The organism is Streptomyces sp. NPDC059355, from assembly GCF_042752335.1.
Taxonomy (GTDB): Bacteria; Actinomycetota; Actinomycetes; order Streptomycetales; family Streptomycetaceae; genus Streptomyces.
The window spans coordinates 36,277-53,737 of record NZ_JBHYXN010000025.1 but is presented as its reverse complement, the minus strand read 5'-3'; the positions used below and the strand labels follow the sequence as shown (position 1 = coordinate 53,737).

General features: G+C 71.1%; 15 protein-coding genes. 6 read left to right on the top strand and 9 right to left on the bottom strand.

Annotation, left to right across the window (positions count from 1 at the left end):
* Positions 1-31 precede the first annotated feature (31 nt).
* Complete coding sequence (locus ACFXGI_RS23390) at positions 32-853, top strand: Cof-type HAD-IIB family hydrolase (protein ID WP_384709821.1); 822 nt, start codon at positions 32-34, stop codon at positions 851-853.
* Between the two features lie 118 nt (positions 854-971).
* Here the strand turns inward: ACFXGI_RS23390 and ACFXGI_RS23385 are convergent, their stop codons facing one another.
* Positions 972-2,969 carry a CocE/NonD family hydrolase gene (locus ACFXGI_RS23385; protein ID WP_384709819.1) on the bottom strand — a complete coding sequence of 666 codons (1,998 nt, stop codon included), beginning with the start codon at positions 2,967-2,969 and terminating at the stop codon, positions 972-974.
* A 12-nt stretch (positions 2,970-2,981) separates the two neighbouring features.
* Positions 2,982-4,466, bottom strand: a complete 1,485-nt coding sequence (locus tag ACFXGI_RS23380; RefSeq protein WP_384709816.1) for a peptide MFS transporter — start codon at positions 4,464-4,466, stop codon at positions 2,982-2,984.
* 232 nt (positions 4,467-4,698) lie between these two features.
* On the opposite strand from ACFXGI_RS23380, the gene ACFXGI_RS23375 reads away from it, so the two are divergent.
* The 4 genes from ACFXGI_RS23375 (at position 4,699) to ACFXGI_RS23360 (ending at position 7,811) form a co-directional block, all read left to right on the top strand.
* On the top strand, positions 4,699-5,709 hold the full coding sequence (locus ACFXGI_RS23375; protein ID WP_384709813.1) for a polyprenyl synthetase family protein: 1,011 nt from the start codon (positions 4,699-4,701) through the stop codon (positions 5,707-5,709).
* Between the two features lie 175 nt (positions 5,710-5,884).
* Positions 5,885-7,105 carry an outer membrane lipoprotein carrier protein LolA gene (locus ACFXGI_RS23370; RefSeq protein ID WP_384709810.1) on the top strand — a complete coding sequence of 407 codons (1,221 nt, stop codon included), beginning with the start codon at positions 5,885-5,887 and terminating at the stop codon, positions 7,103-7,105.
* Between the two features lie 110 nt (positions 7,106-7,215).
* Positions 7,216-7,419 carry a ribbon-helix-helix domain-containing protein gene (locus ACFXGI_RS23365; protein ID WP_229337077.1) on the top strand — a complete coding sequence of 68 codons (204 nt, stop codon included), beginning with the start codon at positions 7,216-7,218 and terminating at the stop codon, positions 7,417-7,419.
* The gene (locus ACFXGI_RS23360; protein ID WP_384709807.1) at positions 7,416-7,811 is read left to right on the top strand and encodes a hypothetical protein; all 396 of its coding nucleotides are present in this window, start codon (positions 7,416-7,418) and stop codon (positions 7,809-7,811) included. Before ACFXGI_RS23365 ends, ACFXGI_RS23360 begins: the two co-directional genes overlap by 4 nt.
* 13 nt (positions 7,812-7,824) lie before the next feature.
* Here ACFXGI_RS23360 and ACFXGI_RS23355 read toward each other — a convergent pair whose 3' ends face one another.
* The 3 genes from ACFXGI_RS23355 to ACFXGI_RS23345 all read right to left on the bottom strand — a co-directional run bounded on the left by ACFXGI_RS23355 (position 7,825) and on the right by ACFXGI_RS23345 (position 11,286).
* Complete coding sequence (locus tag ACFXGI_RS23355; RefSeq protein WP_384709804.1) at positions 7,825-9,141, bottom strand: M28 family metallopeptidase; 1,317 nt, start codon at positions 9,139-9,141, stop codon at positions 7,825-7,827.
* Between the two features lie 211 nt (positions 9,142-9,352).
* Positions 9,353-10,306 carry an EamA family transporter RarD gene (gene rarD / locus ACFXGI_RS23350; RefSeq protein WP_384710004.1) on the bottom strand — a complete coding sequence of 318 codons (954 nt, stop codon included), beginning with the start codon at positions 10,304-10,306 and terminating at the stop codon, positions 9,353-9,355.
* Positions 10,307-10,431: 125 nt separating this feature from the next.
* Positions 10,432-11,286: an NAD(P)H-binding protein gene (locus ACFXGI_RS23345; RefSeq protein ID WP_384709801.1), complete on the bottom strand. Its 855-nt coding sequence runs from the start codon at positions 11,284-11,286 to the stop codon at positions 10,432-10,434.
* 106 nt (positions 11,287-11,392) lie between these two features.
* Between ACFXGI_RS23345 and ACFXGI_RS23340 the strand changes: the two genes are divergently transcribed.
* Positions 11,393-11,773, top strand: a complete 381-nt coding sequence (locus ACFXGI_RS23340; RefSeq protein ID WP_384709798.1) for a winged helix-turn-helix transcriptional regulator — start codon at positions 11,393-11,395, stop codon at positions 11,771-11,773.
* 43 nt (positions 11,774-11,816) lie between these two features.
* Here ACFXGI_RS23340 and ACFXGI_RS23335 read toward each other — a convergent pair whose 3' ends face one another.
* From ACFXGI_RS23335 to ACFXGI_RS23320, 4 genes are all read right to left on the bottom strand, one after another.
* Positions 11,817-12,884 (bottom strand): 2-oxoacid:ferredoxin oxidoreductase subunit beta, encoded by a 1,068-nt coding sequence (locus tag ACFXGI_RS23335; protein ID WP_384709795.1) that lies wholly within the window; start codon positions 12,882-12,884, stop codon positions 11,817-11,819.
* Positions 12,877-14,820 (bottom strand): 2-oxoacid:acceptor oxidoreductase subunit alpha, encoded by a 1,944-nt coding sequence (locus ACFXGI_RS23330; RefSeq protein WP_384709792.1) that lies wholly within the window; start codon positions 14,818-14,820, stop codon positions 12,877-12,879. The genes ACFXGI_RS23335 and ACFXGI_RS23330 overlap by 8 nt, the downstream gene beginning before the upstream one ends.
* A 280-nt stretch (positions 14,821-15,100) precedes the next feature.
* Positions 15,101-15,760 carry a response regulator transcription factor gene (locus tag ACFXGI_RS23325; protein ID WP_030161942.1) on the bottom strand — a complete coding sequence of 220 codons (660 nt, stop codon included), beginning with the start codon at positions 15,758-15,760 and terminating at the stop codon, positions 15,101-15,103.
* A gap of 165 nt (positions 15,761-15,925) precedes the next feature.
* Positions 15,926-17,209 (bottom strand): sensor histidine kinase, encoded by a 1,284-nt coding sequence (locus ACFXGI_RS23320; RefSeq protein WP_384710001.1) that lies wholly within the window; start codon positions 17,207-17,209, stop codon positions 15,926-15,928.
* Positions 17,210-17,461 lie beyond the last annotated feature (252 nt).

Genomic DNA, 17,461 nt, shown 5'->3' with positions numbered 1-17,461 from the left:
ACTTGTCCAAAGGGGTCCGTATCCTTGCGCCGTGACTTCCGCCCTGTTTTCGGCCCTCCCCTTCGCCTTGATCGCCACTGACCTGGACGGGACCCTGCTGCGCGCCGGAGACACCGTCTCCGCCCGCTCGTACGCGGCGCTCGCGACGGCGCGCGCCGCGGGCGCCCGGCACATCATCGTCACCGGACGCCCCGTCCCGCAGGTCCGTCACGTACTCGACGACCTCGGCTACACGGGGCTCGCGGTGTGCGGGCAGGGCGCGCAGGTGTACGACACGGCGGCCGCGCGCCTGTTGCACTCCGTCGTGCTGGACCGGGAACTGGCCGATGTGGCGCTCGGGAAGATCGAGGCGGAGATCGGCGAGGTGTACGCGGCGGTCAACCAGGAGGGCGTGGACGCCGAGATGCTGATAGGGCCCGGCTACCGGATGTGGCATCCGCACCTGCCGACGGTCCGGGTGCGCAGGCGCGCCGACCTGTGGGCGGCGCCGATCAACAAGGTGCTGCTCCAGCACCCGGAGCTCGACGACGACGAGCTGACACGGGTGGCCCGCGCGGTGGTCGGGGACCTGGTGAACGTGACGATGGCGGGGGAGCACACGGTGGAGCTCCAGCCGCCGGGCGTCAGCAAGGCGAGCGGTCTGGCGCTGGCGGCGCAGGCGCTGGGCGTCGGCCCGTCGTCGACGATCGCCTTCGGCGACATGCCGAACGACATCCCGATGTTCGCCTGGGCGGCCCACGGAGTGGCCATGGCCAACGCCCACCGCGAACTGATGGAGGTGGCCGACGAGCTGACCCTCTCCAACGAGGAGGACGGCATCGCGGTGGTCCTGGAACGCCTCTACCGCGGCTGATCCGCCCCGCGGAGCCCCCGGGGCCTTCCCCGGGGTCCGGGACGCGGCCCCGGGGAAGGGGAAGGGGGAGGGGAAGGGGGAGGGGGAGGGGCCGGTGGGGACCGGCCCCGCAGGGCCCTCAGCCCGCCGCCCTCGGCAACCGCCTCTCCCACGTCCGGTGGAAGAGGATCTCCTCCCCCTCCCGGCACACCACCTCGTTCGAGGTCAGGAACCCGCCCTCGTCACACGTGATCTCCGACCGGGTGTCCACCCGCACGTCCCACCCCGACTCCGGCCGGTGCAACCGGATCCGCCACTGCGAGCCCGCCCGCGCCGACAGCGCGTCCGCCGAGTCGATCTCGTAGACCTCCTCCGCGTCCTCCCCGTACTCCAGCCCGTCCGGATACACCCGCGTCCCCCCGTACCGCGGGTCCACCTCCAGCCGCCACCGCCCCCGCGCCACGTCCCGTACGACCAGCCGCTCCGGCCGCGGCTCGTCCAGCGTGGCCGGGTACGACACCCCCAGCGGCTCCGCCTGCTCCGGCGGCTCGAAGCCGACCTCCGGCTCCGACCCCGCGGAGCGGACCGGCAGGACCACCGCACTTCCCGCCGGATCCAGTGTCCACCCCGCCTCCGAGCCGGCCCGCGGCCAGATCCACGGCCAGTACGCCGACGACAGCGCGAGCCGGATCCGGTGCCCCGCCGCGAACCGGTGCCCGATGCCGTTCAGCTCGAACACCACGTCCTCGTACGCGCCCACCGGCCACGGCACCGCCTTGTCCCGCCCCAGCCGCGCCGAGAGGTTCAGCGCACCCCGCGTCACCAGCGTCGAGGACCCGTCGGGCGCCACGTCGCACAGCCGCGCCACCACCTGCCCGTACGGGACGTCCATCCGCAGCCGGGCCGTCACCTGCGCGCGGCCCAGGATCTCCACCGGCTCGCGCCCCACCGGGAACTCGAAGCAGGCCGACTTCGCGTCCTCCTCCCGCTGGTCCGGCGGCAGGTCCGCCTCGTTGCCGAAGGGGAAGAACCGCCCCGCGTCCAGCCCCGTGTGCTGCGGGGAGGCCACGGCCACCGGCGCGCCCTGGAGCGCGTACGTGACCGGGGTGACAGCCGGGGAGGGCCACTCGGCGTCCCCGACCCAGCGCCCCGGCAGCGCCTCGTACGTGGTCGCCGGAGGGTGGGACTCCGAGATCCAGGACCGCAGCAGCGGCTGGTCCATCACCCCGTTCTCTGCGCCCTTGAGCCAGTGGTCCCACCACCGCAGGGTCTCCTGCAGGAACCCGATCGCCGGCCCGGGCGGCAGTCCCCGGTCCGGGTACTGGTGCGACCACGGGCCGATCAGCCCCCGCACCCGGTCGGCGGGCAGGTGCGAGACCAGCCGCAGCACGGCGTCGCGGTACGGGTCGTGCCAGCCGCCCACCGCCAGCACGGCGGCGCCGATCGCCGGGTAGTCCTCGCAGACGCTGCCGTGGCGCCAGTAGTCGTCGCGCGTCTGGTGGGAGAGCCAGGTGTGGATCAGGGGTTCGACGGATTCCAGCCGCGCCAGCCACTGCTCCCGCCAGCCGTCCCCGGCGAAGAGCGGGTCCGGCGGCCGCGCCGCGAAGGCCAGCATGGTCGCGGCCCAGGCGTGCATGTCCACGGCCAGCACCGAGCCGCCCATGTAGTGGACGTCGTTGTCGTACCGGTCGTCCGTCGAGCAGACCGTGACGACCGCCTTCAGGGCCTCGGGGGCCAGCGCCGCGATCTGGAGGGAGTTGAACCCGCCCCACGAGATCCCGAACATGCCCACCGACCCCGTGCACCACGGCTGCTCCGCCAGCCACTCCACCACCGCGACCCCGTCGGCCAGTTCCCGCGCGTCGTACTCGTCGCCCGGGTTCCCGCCGCTGCAGCCGTGGCCCCGTACGTCCACCCGGACCGAGGCGTAGCCGTGGCCCGCGTACCAGGGGTGGCGCTGCCAGTCGCGGGGCGCGGTCCAGTCGGTCAGCCGGTACGGCAGGTACTCCAGCAGGGCCGGGACCGGCTCGTCGGTCAGCGGGCGCCAGATCCGGGCGTACAGCTCGACGCCGTCGGGCATCGGGATCCGGACGTCCTCGTGCGCCGTCTCGTACGGGAACTCGGTGCGGATGATCATTCGGCAACCACCTCAGTGGACGGGGTGCATCGTGCGCCGCAGCCACGGCGCCAGCGCGATCACGGCCAGTCCGGCCACCACCGCGATGGCGCCGTTGACGCCGAAGTACGCGGGGGCGGACACCTGGCCGTAGAGCTTGACCACCTGCGCCTGGATGCCGTTGGCGAGGGCCAGCGAGAGGAACCACAGCGCCATGGTCTGGCTGGCGAAGGCCTTCGGGGCGAGCTTCGTGGTGGCCGACATGCCGGAGGTCTCCAGCAGGACGTCGCCGAGTCCGAGCAGCAGGTACGAGCCGACGATCCACCAGGCGGCCATCCGGTACGCCTCCCCGCCGTGCCCCGAGGTGGGGATGACCATCAGCAGGAAGGACAGGCCGCCCAGGATGACGCCGATGGCGATCTTGTTCGAGGCGTGCGGCTGGCGGCGGCCCATCCGGACCCACAGCGCGGCCACGACCGGGGCGAGCGCCACCTCGAACGCGCCGAGCGCGGAGGCGTACCAGCTCGCGGGGAAGTGGAAGCCCAGGATCTCGGTCCGGGCGTTCGTCGACGCGAGCAGCATCATCGTCGAGTACGCCTGGAAGAGGATGAAGTTGAAGGCGACCGAGGCCAGGAAGAGCACCACGTACGGGCGCAGCCGCCCGCGCTCCTCGCGCGCCACCCGCGGGCTGCGGAACATCACCGCGAAGTAGACGGCGGGCGCGATCACCGAGACCAGCGTGAGCAGGTCGACGAAGCGGTCCATGGTGAGCAGGCCGACGCCCGCCAGAAGGGTGGCGAGCGCGCCCGCGGCAAGGAGTCCGGCGGTGATCCACCGCACGGCGCGGCGCATCGCGCCGGGCGCGAGGGCGTACTCGGCCGAGTGCTTTCGCCCGGCCAGATGGCGGCGGCCGAGGACGTACTGGACCAGGCCCGCGGTCATGCCGACGGCGGCGGCGGAGAAGCCCCAGTGCCAGCCCTGGTGCTCGCCGAGCCAGCCGGTGATCAGGGGTCCGGCGAAGGCGCCGATGTTGATGGCCATGTAGTAGAGGGCGAAGCCGGCGTCGCGCCGGTCGTCGTTCGTCCGGTACAGCCTGCCGACCATGCTGGCCACGTTGGGCTTGAGGAGACCGGTGCCCGCGCTGATCAGGCCGAGGCCCGTCCAGGTCATGGCGGCCGTCGGCACCGCCATGGCGTAGTGGCCGCAGGCGATCAGAATGCCGCCCCAGAGCACGGCCCGGTACGAACCGAGGATCCTGTCGGCGAGCCACCCGCCGGCGACGGAGACGAGGTAGACCATGGTCCCGTAGGCCGCCGCGACGGATGCCGCGGTGCCCGGGTCCATCCCCAGGCCGCCGTTCGCCGCCGTGTCCGCGAAGTACAGGACGAGGATGGCCTGCATGCCGAGGAACGAGAAGCGCTCCCAGACCTCCAGTCCGGAGAGCGTGGCGAGGCCCCTGGGGTGCCCGAGGAAAGCGTGGTCGTCTCCGGGCGGCGGCTGGTCCGCCTCCGGGTCCACCGGTTCCGCCGGCTCCTCTATTGCGGTGACAGTTCTGGACAAAACGCGTTCTCCGGTTGTTTCGGCTCCTCACGAACATACCGGTGCGCATCGGGCAGTGCGCGGGTGGCGACATGGCGGCCGCTCTCGGTGATCGAAAACAGACCGGATACGCTGGCTTGAGTGATGGCAGCGACACATCGACAATCCAGGTGATCGTCACCGTGATCGTCAGCAGACAGGAGTACCCCTCGTGACCGTCGTCGGGCCGTTCGGACTGAGCGTGCGGGACCAGGCTCTTGAGACCGATGTCCAGGCCGGACTGGCCGCCGTCGAGGCGGGTCTGCTGGAGGCCACCAAGAGCGAAGTCCCCTTCATCACCGATGCCGCGCAGCACCTGCTGCGCGCCGGGGGCAAGCGGTTCCGGCCGCTGCTGGTGATGCTCGCCTCCCGATTCGGCGACCCCTACGCGCCCGGCATCGTGCCCGCCGCGGTGGTCGTCGAGCTCACCCACCTGGCGACGCTCTACCACGACGACATCATGGACGAGGCGGACGAGCGCCGGGGCGTGGCCAGTGCCAACGCCCGCTGGGGCAACTCGGTGGCCGTCCTGACGGGTGACTTCCTGTTCGCCCGCGCCTCGCACATCCTGGCCGACCTCGGGCCGGAGGCCGTACGCATCCAGGCCGAGGCCTTCGAGCGGCTGGTCACCGGCCAGATCCTGGAGACGGCCGGCCCGCGCGACGGCCGCGACCCGGTCGCCCACTACCTCGACGTCATGGCCGGCAAGACCGGCTCGCTGATCGCGGTCTCCGGCCGGTTCGGCGCGCTGATGTCCGGCGCCGACGAGTCGGTCGTCGACATCCTGACCCAGTACGGGGAGCGCCTCGGCATCGCCTTCCAGCTCGCCGACGACGTCCTGGACATCGCCTCCGACTCGCACGAATCCGGGAAGACTCCGGGGACGGACCTGCGCGAGGGCATCCCGACGCTGCCTGTGCTGCGGCTGCGCGAGATGGCCGCCCAGGGCGGCGACCCCGACGACCTGGAGCTCGTGCGCCTCCTCGACGGGGACCTGACCGACGACGCCCTGCACGCGGAGGTGCTCGCCCGGCTGCGGGTCCACCCCGCGCTCGAGCAGGCCCGCCGCGACACCGTCCGGTACGCGCAGGAGGCGCGGGCCACGCTGGCGCCGCTGCCGGAGGGCTTCGCGAAGTCGGCGCTCGAGGAGCTGTGCGACGCGGTGGTGCACCGCGCCGGCTGACGGCCGTTCGGCACGGGCGAGGGCCCGGCATCCCCTACGGGTAGGGGATGCCGGGCTCTCGCCGTGTCATCCCTGGGGCGTACGCCGAGTTGGCCCCGGGGAGTGACGCCCCGACCCGCTCTCCTTTGGTCATATGGAGACACACCAGAACGGGTGACACAGAGGTGGGGCAGACATGGCAACGAACGCAAAGACCCGCAAGGCCGCCCGGTACGCCGTACCGGTAGCGGTGGCGGGTGTGGCCGCCGCGACCGTGGCGATGGTCCCGGCCTTCGCGAACTCCGGCGGCCCCGACCTGCCGAAGATGACCGCGCAGCAGCTCATCGAGAAGGTCGCGGCCTCCGACGTGCAGCAGCTGTCCGGCAGCGCGAAGATCAGCACCGACCTGGGTCTGCCGAAGCTGGCGAGCGGCCTCCTCGGCGGCGGGGGCATCGCGGGCGGCTCGGCCAACCCCGAGGACAAGATCGCGCAGCTGGCGAACGGCTCGCACACCGTGCGCGTCGCGGCCGACGGCCCGGACCGCCAGAAGCTCACGTTCGTGGACGGCAAGGACGAGTACAGCCTCGTCCACAACGGCGCCGACGTCTGGGGGTACGACAGCAAGGCCAACGAGGTCTGGCACGAGAAGGACCCCGAGGCGGCAGCAGCCGGCAAGGACCGGAAGAAGACGGCCGAGCGGCTCGGCGGCGCCTCGCCCCAGCAGCTGGCCCAGGACGTGCTGAAGGCCGCAGGCCCGACCACGGACGTCAGCGTGGGCGAGACCGCGCAGGTGGCCGGCCGGGACGCGTACCAGCTGGTGCTGAAGCCGAAGCAGAGCGGATCCACGGTCGGCTCGGTCAAGATCGCGGTGGACGCCAAGAACGGCGTGCCGCTGCGGGTGCAGCTGCTGGCGGCCGAGGGCGGCAAGCCCATCGTCGACGCCGGGTTCACCAAGGTGGACTTCGCCAAGCCGTCCGCCGACACGTTCGCGTTCACCGCGCCCAAGGGCGCCAAGGTGACCGAGGGCGCTGCCGAGGCCGGCAAGGACGGCCACGGCAAGGAGTTCAAGGGCCTGGACTCCTTCCCCGGCCTCGACGCCCTGACCGGCGGCATGGGCGGCGCGGGCAAGGGCGGCGAGACGAAGGTGCTCGGCGAGGGCTGGGCGACCATTGCCCGCATCGATACCGGTGCCGGCAAGGGCCTCCAGGACCTCGGGAAGTCCGCGGACAACAAGGACGCTCCGAAGGAGGCCAAGCAGTTCCTCGACTCCCTCGGCGGCAAGGTCACCGGCAAGTTCGGCGAGGGCCGGGTCTTCAAGACCCGCCTGGTCAACGCCCTGATCACGGACGACGGCAAGGTCTATGTCGGCGCGGTCACCAAGGACGCGCTGGTGCAGGCGGCCGACGCCAACAAGTAGGGCCGCACGGCCGGTAGAGCTGTCCGAAGGGGTGGGCGGGGACTGTGTCCCTGCCCACCCTTCGGCCGTTCCGGTCCTGTGTACAGCGGGTCCGCTGTACCGTGAAGAGCATGTCGAGACACGTCACCATCCGCCTGGACGAAGAGTTCCACGAGCGCCTCAAAGCGCGCGCGGCGGCACTGGGGACGACGGTCACCGCGCTGATCACCGAGGTGACCGAACGCGAACTCGACGAGGACCGGAAGAACTTCCTGTCCGGCATCGAGGAGTTCGCCGACCACTGGAGCTACTTCCAGGAGCGGTTCGGCAATTGAAGATCACCATGGAGTGGGCCTGGACCGCTCTGGCCCACCATCTCCCGTCAGATCCCGCCGTGTGGGATCCCTCCGGGGTGGTCGCCGCGGTCGCCCGGCACCAGAACGACCTCGTCCTGGTGCCCGAACAGCCCGCCCCGGACACCGCGTGGCGGGCCGCCGCGTTTCTGCACACCCTCGCGGTGTGCCCGGCGCTGGAATCGCCGATGAACGAGTTCTACGCGGCCGCCGCCACGCGCTCGTACCTGCGCGTGGCGGGGGCCAAGCAGCTGCCCTCGCCGGAGGACCTCGGCGACCTGGTCGAGGCGGCCAAGCTGGGCCGCGCCGACATCGCCGCGGTCGCCGAGGAACTCCGGGTCCTCATACAGGAACCGCAGACGGCATCGTCCTAGGCCCGTTCCCGCTTCAGAAGGTGATCTTCCAGCTGTTGATGTAGCCGGTGTCCTGCGCCGCCCCGTCCTTGACCTGCAGCTTCCAGAGGCCGTTGGCCACCTCGCTCGACGCGTTGACCGTGTACGTCTGGACGATGTTGTCGGCGCTGCCGCCACTGCGGTTGTGCAGGTTGTAGACGGTGCCGTCGGGGGCCACCAGGTCCACCACCAGGTCACCGCGGTAGGTGTGGACGATGTTCACGTCCACCTTGGTGGTGGCCGGGGCGTTGCCCGTGACGCCGGAGACCGTGATCGGCGAGGTCACCGCGGCGCCGGGGGAGTCCGGGATGTTCACGTCCGCCGTGTTCTCGAAGGACTGGCCCGGCGGGACCGGGGTGGCCGCCCCCAGGTTCCAGATCGCGTACGCGATGGCGTCCGAGTTGCGGTCCAGGGCGGTGTCGTCGATGTTCGCCGAGGTGTCGCAGGAGGCGTGGTAGCAGCGGTCGAAGGCCTGCCCGGAGGTGCCGCCCCACTTCTGCGCCTGCGCCGCCGTCTTGGTGTAGTCGGCGCCGGAGAACAGACCGCCGACCGGGATGCCCGCACTCTTGAACGGGGCGTGGTCGGAACGGCCGTCGCCCTCGGTCTCGATCTCCGTCGGGATGCCGACGCCCGCGTAGTAGTTCTTGAAGGTCTGCTCGATGGTCGGGTCGTCGTCGTAGACGAAGTAGCCCGGGTTCGGCGAGCCGATCATGTCGAAGTTCAGGTAGCCGGAGATCTTCGACTTCTCGGCGGCCGGCAGGTTGTTCACGTAGTACTTCGAGCCGATCATGCCGAGCTCCTCGGCGCCCCACCAGCCGAACCGCAGGTGCTTGGTGGGCTGGAGCTGTGCGCGCGAGACGGCCAGTGCCGTCTCCAGGATGGCGGCCGAGCCGGATCCGTTGTCGTTGATGCCGGGACCGGCGGTCACCGAGTCCAGGTGCGAGCCGGCCATCAGCACCGAGTTCGGGTCACCGCCCGGCCAGTCGGCGATCAGGTTGTAGCCGGTCGCACCGCTGCTGGTGAAGGTCTGCAGGGTGGTGGTGAAACCGGCCGCGTCCAGCTTGGCCTTCACGTAGTCGATCGAGGCCTTGTAGCCGGCCCGGCCGTGGGCGCGGTTGCCGCCGTTGGCGGTGGCTATGGACTGCAGCTGTGCCAGGTGCGCCTTGACGTTGGCGACCGGGATGTCGGGCGGGGTCGGCGCCGCGGTCGCCGCCGTGGGGGCGGCGAGTGCGGCGGGAGCGGTGGAGGCGAACAGGCCGGCGACCGCGATCGCGGTCACGGCGGCGAGACGCCGGGAGACGTACAGGCTCATGTGGGGGACTCCGGGATTCCGTTGGGGATTGAACGGAACGTGCGGGGTGGCGCAATTGAGCGATCGTGCGTCAGTGCGAGCCTGATGTTCAGTGGAAGGGTGACTGCCCGTCAAGACCGAGATTCGGTCAGGGTCGTTCGGAAAACGGACGATCCCCGCCACGGAAGTTCCGTAGCGGGGATCGTGGGGGTATTGGGGGCTCGGCGCGGTGTCACGCCGGCTCGGTCGCCGGGGCCGGCACCGGAGCGGTGGCGGCGCGGGCTGCTTCGAGCCGGGCCCGGTTCTTCCGCGCCGTGCGCAGCGCGTCCCAGGTCAGCAGCGCCAGCGCGACCCAGACCAGGGAGAACCCGGCCCAGCGCTCCGGCGGCATCGCCTCGTGGAAGTAGACGACGCCGAGCCCGAACTGGAACACCGGCGCCAGGTACTGCAGCAGCCCGAGCGTGGACAGCGGGACCCGGATCGCGGCCGCCCCGAAGAAGACCAGCGGGATCGCGGTGACCAGCCCGGTCGCGGCGAGCAGCGAGGCGTGCCCGAGGCCCTCTGCGGCGAAGCTCGACCTGCCCTGGGCGCCCAGCCACAGCAGGTAGCCGAGGGCGGGCGGGAACAGCAGTGCGGTCTCGGCGGCGAGCGATTCGACCCCGCCCATGTTGAGCTTCTTCTTGATCAGCCCGTAGGTGGCGAAGGAGAAGGCCAGGACCAGTGAGATCCACGGCGGCCGCCCGTACCCGACGGCGAGCACCAGCACGGCGGCCACGCCGATGGCGACCGCCGCCCACTGCGCCCGGCGCAGCCGCTCGCCGAGGAGCAGCACGCCGATCGCGATGGTGACGAGCGGGTTGATGAAGTAGCCGAGGCTGGCCTCGACGACCGCGCCGTTGTTGACCGCCCAGATGTACAGGCCCCAGTTCACGGAGATCACCGAGGCGGCCAGCGCGGTCAGGGCCAGCTTGCGGGGCCGGCGGAGCAGGTCCCGTATCCAGGCCCAGCGGCGCATGGCCAGCAGCAGGATCCCGACCACGCCCAGCGACCACACCATGCGGTGGGCCAGGATCTCGATGGCCCCGGACGGCTTGAGCAGCGGCCAGAACAGGGGGACCAGCCCCCACATCCCGTATGCGCCGAATCCGTAGAGCAAGCCCGTGCGTTGCTCGTTCTCCGCCTTCACGGGGCCCTCCAGTCGTGATTCGGCCAACCTCACGAAGGTAGCGCCGCAGCGACCGGATGTCATGCCCGTTCACAGGAGATACTCATGACACGTCCCGGGTCTTGCGTGGCCGCGCCGAGGCGGACTCAGGCCAGCGCGGAGGCGATCGCGTGGGCCACCGGGGTCGTCGGGCGGCCGATGAGCCGGGACAGGCCCCCGCCGGTGTGGGCCAGCCGGCCGCGGGAGATCGCCGCGTCCACGTCGACGAGGATCGCCGCGAAGCCCTCGGGCACCCCGGCGCCGGTCAGGATCGACAGGTGCGCCTCGGCCGGGACCTCGCTGTACGCGACCTCCTTGCCGGTCTGCGCCGCGACCTCGGCCGCGTACTCCGCCAGGCTCCACGCGGAGTCGCCCGACAGCTCGTACACCCGGTTCAGGTGGCCCTCGCCGGTCAGTACGGCGGCCGCGGCGGCGGCGTAGTCCGCCCGCGCGGCGGAGGCGATCCTGCCCGCGCCCGCGCTGCCCACGACCGCGCCGTGCTCCAGGACGGTGCCCAGGTGCCCGGTGTAGTTCTCGTGGTACCAGCCGTTGCGCAGGAAGGTGTGGGGCAGGCCGGAATCGAGGATGGCCTGCTCGGTGACCTTGTGCTCGGCGGCCAGGTCGAAGTCGGCCTCGGGGCCGCCGAGGATCCCGGTGTACGCGAGCTGGGCGACGCCGGCGGCCTGCGCGGCGGCGATCACGGCGAGGTGCTGCGGAACGCGGCGGCCGACCTCGTTGCCGGAGATCAGCAGGACGCGGTCGCCGGAGCGGAAGGCGCCGGCCAGGGTCTCGGGGGCGTCGTAGTCCGCGATGCGCACCTCGACCCCGCGCGCGGCCAGGTCGGCGGCCTTCTCCTCGCTGCGGACGACGACGGCGACGCGCTCGGCGGGGACCTGGTTCAGCAGCTCCTCGACGACGAGGCGGCCGAGGGCTCCGGTGGCTCCGGTGACGACGATGCTCATGGGGTGCGCTCCTTGGGTGGGGACCGTGTCTTGTTTCGCGGTGTGACACCACCCTAGGGAGAGCGCTAACCTTTCGTAAGTACCCACTTCAAAGTAAGGTACTGGTATGAAGGTAAGTGAGCAGCCCCCGGTCAGCGTGAAGGCCCCGATGTGCCCCTCCCGCGGAGTGCTGGAGCACGTCACCAGCCGCTGGGGCGTCCTGGTGCTGGCCGCGCTCGTCGAGCGCTCGTACCGCTTCAGCGAGCTGCGCCGGGAGGTGGGCGGTGTCAGCGAGAAGATGCTGGCCCAGACCCTCCAGACGCTGGAGCGCGACGGATTCCTGCTGCGCGACGCCAAGCCCGTGATCCCGCCGCGCGTGGACTACTCCCTGACCGGGCTGGGGCGCGAGGCCGCCGATCAGGTGTGGGCGCTCGCCCGCTGGACCGAGCGGCGCACCGCCGACGTGCAGGCGGCGCGGGCCGCGTACGACGAGGCCCGGAGCTCCTGAGGCAGGAGCTCCGGGCCTCGTCGTACCGTCCGGCGGGCGCGGGTCAGCCGACGACGGTCCAGGTGTCGTTGCCGGCGAGGAGGGTGCTGAGGTCGCCCTTCCCCTTGGCGTCGACGGCCGTCTCCAGCTGCTCGGCCATCAGCGTGTCGTAGACCGGCCGCTCCACGCTGCGGAAGACCCCGATGGGCGTCTGGTGCAGGGTGTGCGGGTCGGCCAGCCGGGACAGGGCGAAGGCGGTGGTCGGGCCGGCGCCGTGCGCGTCGTGGACCAGGATCCGGGACGCGTTCTCGGGGGTCACCGTGACGACCTCCAGCTCACCGGTGGCCTGGTCGCGTACGACGCCCTTGTGCCCGTCGGCGCCGAAGCGGATCGGCTGCCCGTGCTCCAGGCGGATCACCGCCTCCTGCGCCTGCGCATTGTCCTTGAGGACCTCGAAGGCGCCGTCGTTGAAGATGTTGCAGTTCTGGTAGATCTCCACCAGTGCCGTGCCCTGGTGGTCGGCGGCCGCGCGGAGCACTTCGGTGAGGTGTTTGCGGTCGGAGTCGACGGTGCGGGCCACGAAGGTGGCCTCGGCGCCGAGCGCCAGCGAGACCGGGTTGAAGGGGGCGTCGAGCGAGCCCATGGGGGTGGACTTGGTGATCTTGCCGACTTCGCTGGTGGGCGAGTACTGGCCCTTGGTCAGTCCGTAGATCCGGTTGTTGAAGAGCAGGATCTTGAGGTTGACGTTGCGGCGCAGGGCGTGGATCAGGTGGTTTCCGCCGATGGAGAGCGCGTCGCCGTCTCCGGTGACCACCCATACCGACAGGTCGCGGCGCGAGGTGGCCAGCCCGGTGGCGATGGCGGGGGCGCGGCCGTGGATCGAGTGCATCCCGTACGTGTTCATGTAGTACGGGAAACGCGAGGAACAGCCGATCCCCGAGATGAAGACGATGTTCTCCTTGGCCAGCCCCAGCTCGGGCATGAAGCCCTGCACGGCCGCCAGTACCGCGTAGTCACCGCACCCGGGGCACCAGCGGACCTCCTGGTCCGACTTGAAGTCCTTCATCGACTGCTTGGCCTCGGCCTTCGGCACGAGGGAGAGCAGATGGGGAGCGTCGGTCACCTCAGTCATTGATGGCCTCCTCGAGAACCTTCGCGAGCTGCTCAGCCTTGAACGGCATTCCGTTGACCTGGGTGTACGACTGGGCGTCGACCAGGTACTTCGCCCGGATCAGGGTGGCGAGCTGCCCGAGGTTCATCTCCGGCACCACTACCTTGTCGTAACGCTTCAGGACCTCCCCGAGATTCCTCGGGAACGGGTTGAGGTGGCGCAGGTGGGCCTGTGCGACGGGGCTGGCGACATTGCGCAGGCGGCGGACGGCTGCGGTGATGGGGCCGTAGGTGGAGCCCCAGCCCAGGACGAGGGTGCGGGCGCCGTCGGGGTCGTCGACCTCCAGGTCCGGGACCAGGATGCCGTCGATCTTGGCCTGGCGGGTGCGGACCATGAAGTCGTGGTTGGCCGGGTCGTACGAGATGTTGCCGGTGCCGTCCTGCTTCTCGATGCCGCCGATGCGGTGTTCGAGCCCGGGCGTGCCCGGCACCGCCCACGGGCGGGCCAGCGTCAGCGGATCGCGCTTGAACGGCCAGAAGACCTCGGTGCCGTCCGCGAGCTGCTGGTTGGGCCCGGCGGCGAACTGGACCTTCAGGTCGGGAAGGTCGGCGACGTCCGGGATCCGCCACGGCTCGGAGCCGTTCGCGAGGTACCCGTCGGACAGCAGGAACACCGGCGTCCGGTACGTCAGCGCGATCCGCGCGGCGTCCAGGGCGGCGTCGAAGCAGTCGGCGGGCGTCCGCGGGGCCACGATCGGCACCGGGGCCTCGCCGTTGCGCCCGAACATCGCCTGCAGCAGGTCCGCCTGCTCCGTCTTGGTCGGCAGCCCCGTCGACGGGCCGCCGCGCTGGATGTCCACGATCAGCAGCGGCAGCTCCAGCGAGACCGCGAGCCCGATCGTCTCGGACTTGAGCGCGACTCCGGGCCCGGAGGTGGTGGTCACGCCGAGCGCGCCGCCGAAGGCCGCGCCGAGCGCCGCGCCGATGCCGGCGATCTCGTCCTCGGCCTGGAAGGTCCGCACGCCGAAGTTCTTGTGCCTGCTCAGCTCGTGCAGGATGTCCGAGGCCGGGGTGATCGGGTAGGAGCCGAGGTAGAGCGGCAGATCGGCCTGCCGGCTCGCCGTGATCAGTCCGTACGACAGGGCCAGGTTCCCGGAGATGTTCCGGTACGTGCCCGTCGGGAAGGCCCGGGTCGCCGGGGCGACCTCGTACGAGACCGCGAAGTCCTCGGTCGTCTCGCCGAAGTTCCAGCCGGCCCGGAAGGCCGCCACGTTCGCCTCGGCGATGTTCGGCTTCTTCGCGAACTTCTGCCGCAGGAAGTTCTCCGTGCCCTCGGTGGGCCGGTGGTACATCCAGCTCAGCAGGCCCAGGGCGAACATGTTCTTGCTGCGCTCGGCCTCCTTGCGGGAGAGCCCGAAGTCCTTCAGTGCCTCGACGGTGAGCGTCGTCAGCGGCACCTGGTGGATGTTGTAGGCGCCCAGCGAACCGTCTTCCAGCGGCGAGGTCTCGTAGCCCACCTTCGCCATCGGGCGCTTGGTGAATTCATCTGTATTGATGATGATCTCGGCCCCGCGCGGAACGTCCCCGATGTTCGCCTTCAGCGCCGCCGGATTCATCGCGACCAGTACGTTCGGGGCGTCGCCCGGCGTCAGGATGTCGTGATCGGCGAAATGCAGCTGGAACGACGAGACGCCCGGCAGGGTGCCGGCGGGGGCGCGGATCTCGGCCGGGAAGTTCGGCAGCGTGGAGAGGTCGTTTCCGAAGGACGCCGTCTCCGAGGTGAACCTGTCACCCGTGAGCTGCATGCCGTCACCCGAGTCACCCGCGAAGCGGATGATCACGCGGTCCAGACGGCGTACTTCCTTGCCCCCCGGAGCCGGGGGGGTCCGCTGTTCGCCGACTACGGCACCTTCGGCCCCGTCGGCCTGTTCGGCTGGACTACTGACCTGGCTGGTCACTGAACTGGACCTCCTTCGAGGCGTGGCGTTCCCGTTCCCAAGGTCAACCCTACGTCGGCAGGGCCGGCCTTCTCGGGGGACGCTCGTATTCTGGACCGTCGTCTGCGGCGGTCTGTCGAGAGAATCCCGTGGGATTACGCGGGTCCACGGGATTCCGAGAGATTCCGAGATTTCGTGCCGTGCAGAAATGGTGCGAGCCCCCAGCGGCCCGGTGCGGTAACGCCACACCTGACAGGGTGTCAGTTGATCAAGGTTTTGATCAATGCCCCCGATCTTTCGATCAAGACCGCAGGTAAGTGAGAACGGCCAGAACCCGCCGGTGGTCCCCATCGCTCGGTGACAGCCCGAGCTTCATGAAGATGTTGCTGACGTGCTTCTCCACCGCTCCGTCGCTGACCACGAGCTGCTTGGCCACGGCCGAATTGGTCCGGCCCTCGGCCATCAGGCCCAGCACCTCGCGCTCGCGCGGGGTCAGCCCCGCCAGCACGTCCTGCTTCCGGCTGCGCCCGAGCAGCTGGGCGACCACCTCCGGGTCCAGGGCGGTCCCGCCCCGGGCCACCCGTACGACGGCGTCCAGGAATTCCCGCACGTCGGCCACCCGGTCCTTGAGCAGATACCCCACCCCGGTACTGGAACCGGCCAGCAGTTCGGTGGCGTACTGCTCCTCCACGTACTGCGACAGCACGAGCACGCCTATCCCGGGATGCTCGCGCCGCAGCCGTACGGCGGCCCGCACGCCCTCGTCGGTGTGCGTCGGCGGCATCCGTACGTCCGCCACCACCACATCCGGCAGCGCATCCTCGGCGGCCAGCTCCGCCACCGTCTTGATCAGGGCTTCCGCGTCCCCGACGCCGGCCACGACGTCATGCCCCCGGTCGGTCAGCAACCGGGTCAGGCCCTCACGCAGCAGCACCGAATCCTCGGCGATGACCACACGCACCCTGTCTTCCACGTCCAGCAGCTCCCGCGTCCACGTCGTCCGATGTACCTGACGCAGCCAAGCATCCCAGCCCGGGGGCCGGATGGAGGCGAGTAGGGATCATCGGACGAGGCGTACGCGGGAGCCGGGAACGGGACTGCCGGGAAAGGCGCTGCCGGGAACGGACTACCGGGAACGCCAGGGGAGCTCGGCGGTGACGGTGGTGCCGCCGCCGGCCGGGGAATCGAGTACCAGCACCCCGTCCACGGCGTCCAGCCGCTCGGTGAGACCGGCCAGCCCCGTGCCGGAGCCCGTGCTGTTCGCGCCGCCGCGCCCGTCGTCCGCGACCTGGATCAGCAGCCGGTCCCCGGACTTCCACACGTCCACGCTCGCCGTGCGGGCCCCGGAGTGCTTGCTGATGTTCTGGAGCAGCTCGGACACCGTGAAGTACGCGATTCCCTCGATCGCGGCCGCGGGCCGCTCCTCCAGATCCGCGGACACCCGCACCGGCACCGCGCAGCGGGAGGCGACCGAGGACAGTGCCGCGTCCAGGCCGCGGTCCGTCAGCACGGCCGGGTGGATCCCGCGCGCCAGGTCGCGCAGCTCCTGGAGCGCGATCTTCACCTCTCCGTGCGCCTCGTCCACCATGCGGGCGGCGGCCCCGGGGTCCTCGGTCAGCTTCTCCTTCGCCAGTCCGAGGTCCATGGCCAGGGCCACGAGGCGGGCCTGGGCGCCGTCGTGCAGGTCGCGCTCGATGCGGCGCAGGTCGGCGGCGGCGGTGTCGACGACGACCCCGCGGTCGGACTCCAGCTCGGTGACCCGGTGGTCGAGGCGCGAGGGGCCGAGCAGCCCGGCGACGAGGACCCGGTCGACGGTGGTCAGGGCCCGCACGACCCAGGGAGTGGCCAGGGTGAAGGCCAGCCCGACCAGGCAGGCGAGGACGATCTCGGCGGGGGAGTCGAGGTAGAAGGTGTAGTCGTCGTTCTGGAAGAGCTGGAGCCCCGGCCAGTCGGTGTAGGCCGGGAAGACCCAGAACCAGACCGGGTACAGCAGGAAGGCCCAGCCGTACGTCCAGAACACCAGTGCCAGGGTGAAGGCGAACACGGCCCAGGGAAGGTGGATCACGGAGTACAGCGCGTGCCGCCAGGCGCTGCCGCTCTTGAGCAGGGCCCCCATGGCGGCGAGCGGACCCCGCTTCTCGGCCCGGACGGGCGCGGGCTCGGCGATGTCGACCCTGAGCATGGCCCGCGCCCGGCCCCGCTCGACGCGCCCGAACCCCCGGCACATGGCGAGCACCCCGGCGAGCACCGGGATCCCGAGGAAGGTGACGAGCAGCCCGGCGCCGAGGCTGACGCCGGTGATCGCGAGCGAGAAGTACAGCAGGCTCAGCGGCAGCCCGAGCAGCAGATACCCGAACTCCCGCCAGGTCCGCCCCTCAACTGGAGCCCGCAGCACACGCACGAAACCCATCATCCCGACCCGCCCTCCCAGACACTTCCCACGATCACCCCACCCTCCCGTCCGGGAGCCCCGGAAACCATCGGGCGGGTAGGCGTCCCCATGGTGGGGATAACCCCACCACCCCCCGATCCAGCCCGGCCGGACCCCGGCCGTACCCGGCCCCGGCCGGCCCCCGCGGGCCCGTCCGCCGGCGGGACGCGCGACACACGACCGGGACCCCCGCCCGTACCCACCCCGGACGGGGGTCCCGATCGAAGGGCC

Bases quoted from the DNA above. Each gene is read 5' to 3' on its own strand.
- ACFXGI_RS23370 (WP_384709810.1), top strand. From the start codon at position 5,885: ATGGCAACGAACGCAAAGACCCGCAAGGCCGCCCGGTACGCCGTACCG.
- ACFXGI_RS23345 (WP_384709801.1), bottom strand. From the start codon at position 11,286: ATGAGCATCGTCGTCACCGGAGCCACCGGAGCCCTCGGCCGCCTCGTC.
- ACFXGI_RS23355 (WP_384709804.1), bottom strand. From the start codon at position 9,141: ATGAGCCTGTACGTCTCCCGGCGTCTCGCCGCCGTGACCGCGATCGCG.
- ACFXGI_RS23320 (WP_384710001.1), bottom strand. From the start codon at position 17,209: ATGGGTTTCGTGCGTGTGCTGCGGGCTCCAGTTGAGGGGCGGACCTGG.
- ACFXGI_RS23340 (WP_384709798.1), top strand. From the start codon at position 11,393: ATGAAGGTAAGTGAGCAGCCCCCGGTCAGCGTGAAGGCCCCGATGTGC.
- ACFXGI_RS23385 (WP_384709819.1), bottom strand. From the start codon at position 2,969: ATGATCATCCGCACCGAGTTCCCGTACGAGACGGCGCACGAGGACGTC.
- ACFXGI_RS23335 (WP_384709795.1), bottom strand. From the start codon at position 12,884: ATGACTGAGGTGACCGACGCTCCCCATCTGCTCTCCCTCGTGCCGAAG.
- ACFXGI_RS23365 (WP_229337077.1), top strand. From the start codon at position 7,216: ATGTCGAGACACGTCACCATCCGCCTGGACGAAGAGTTCCACGAGCGC.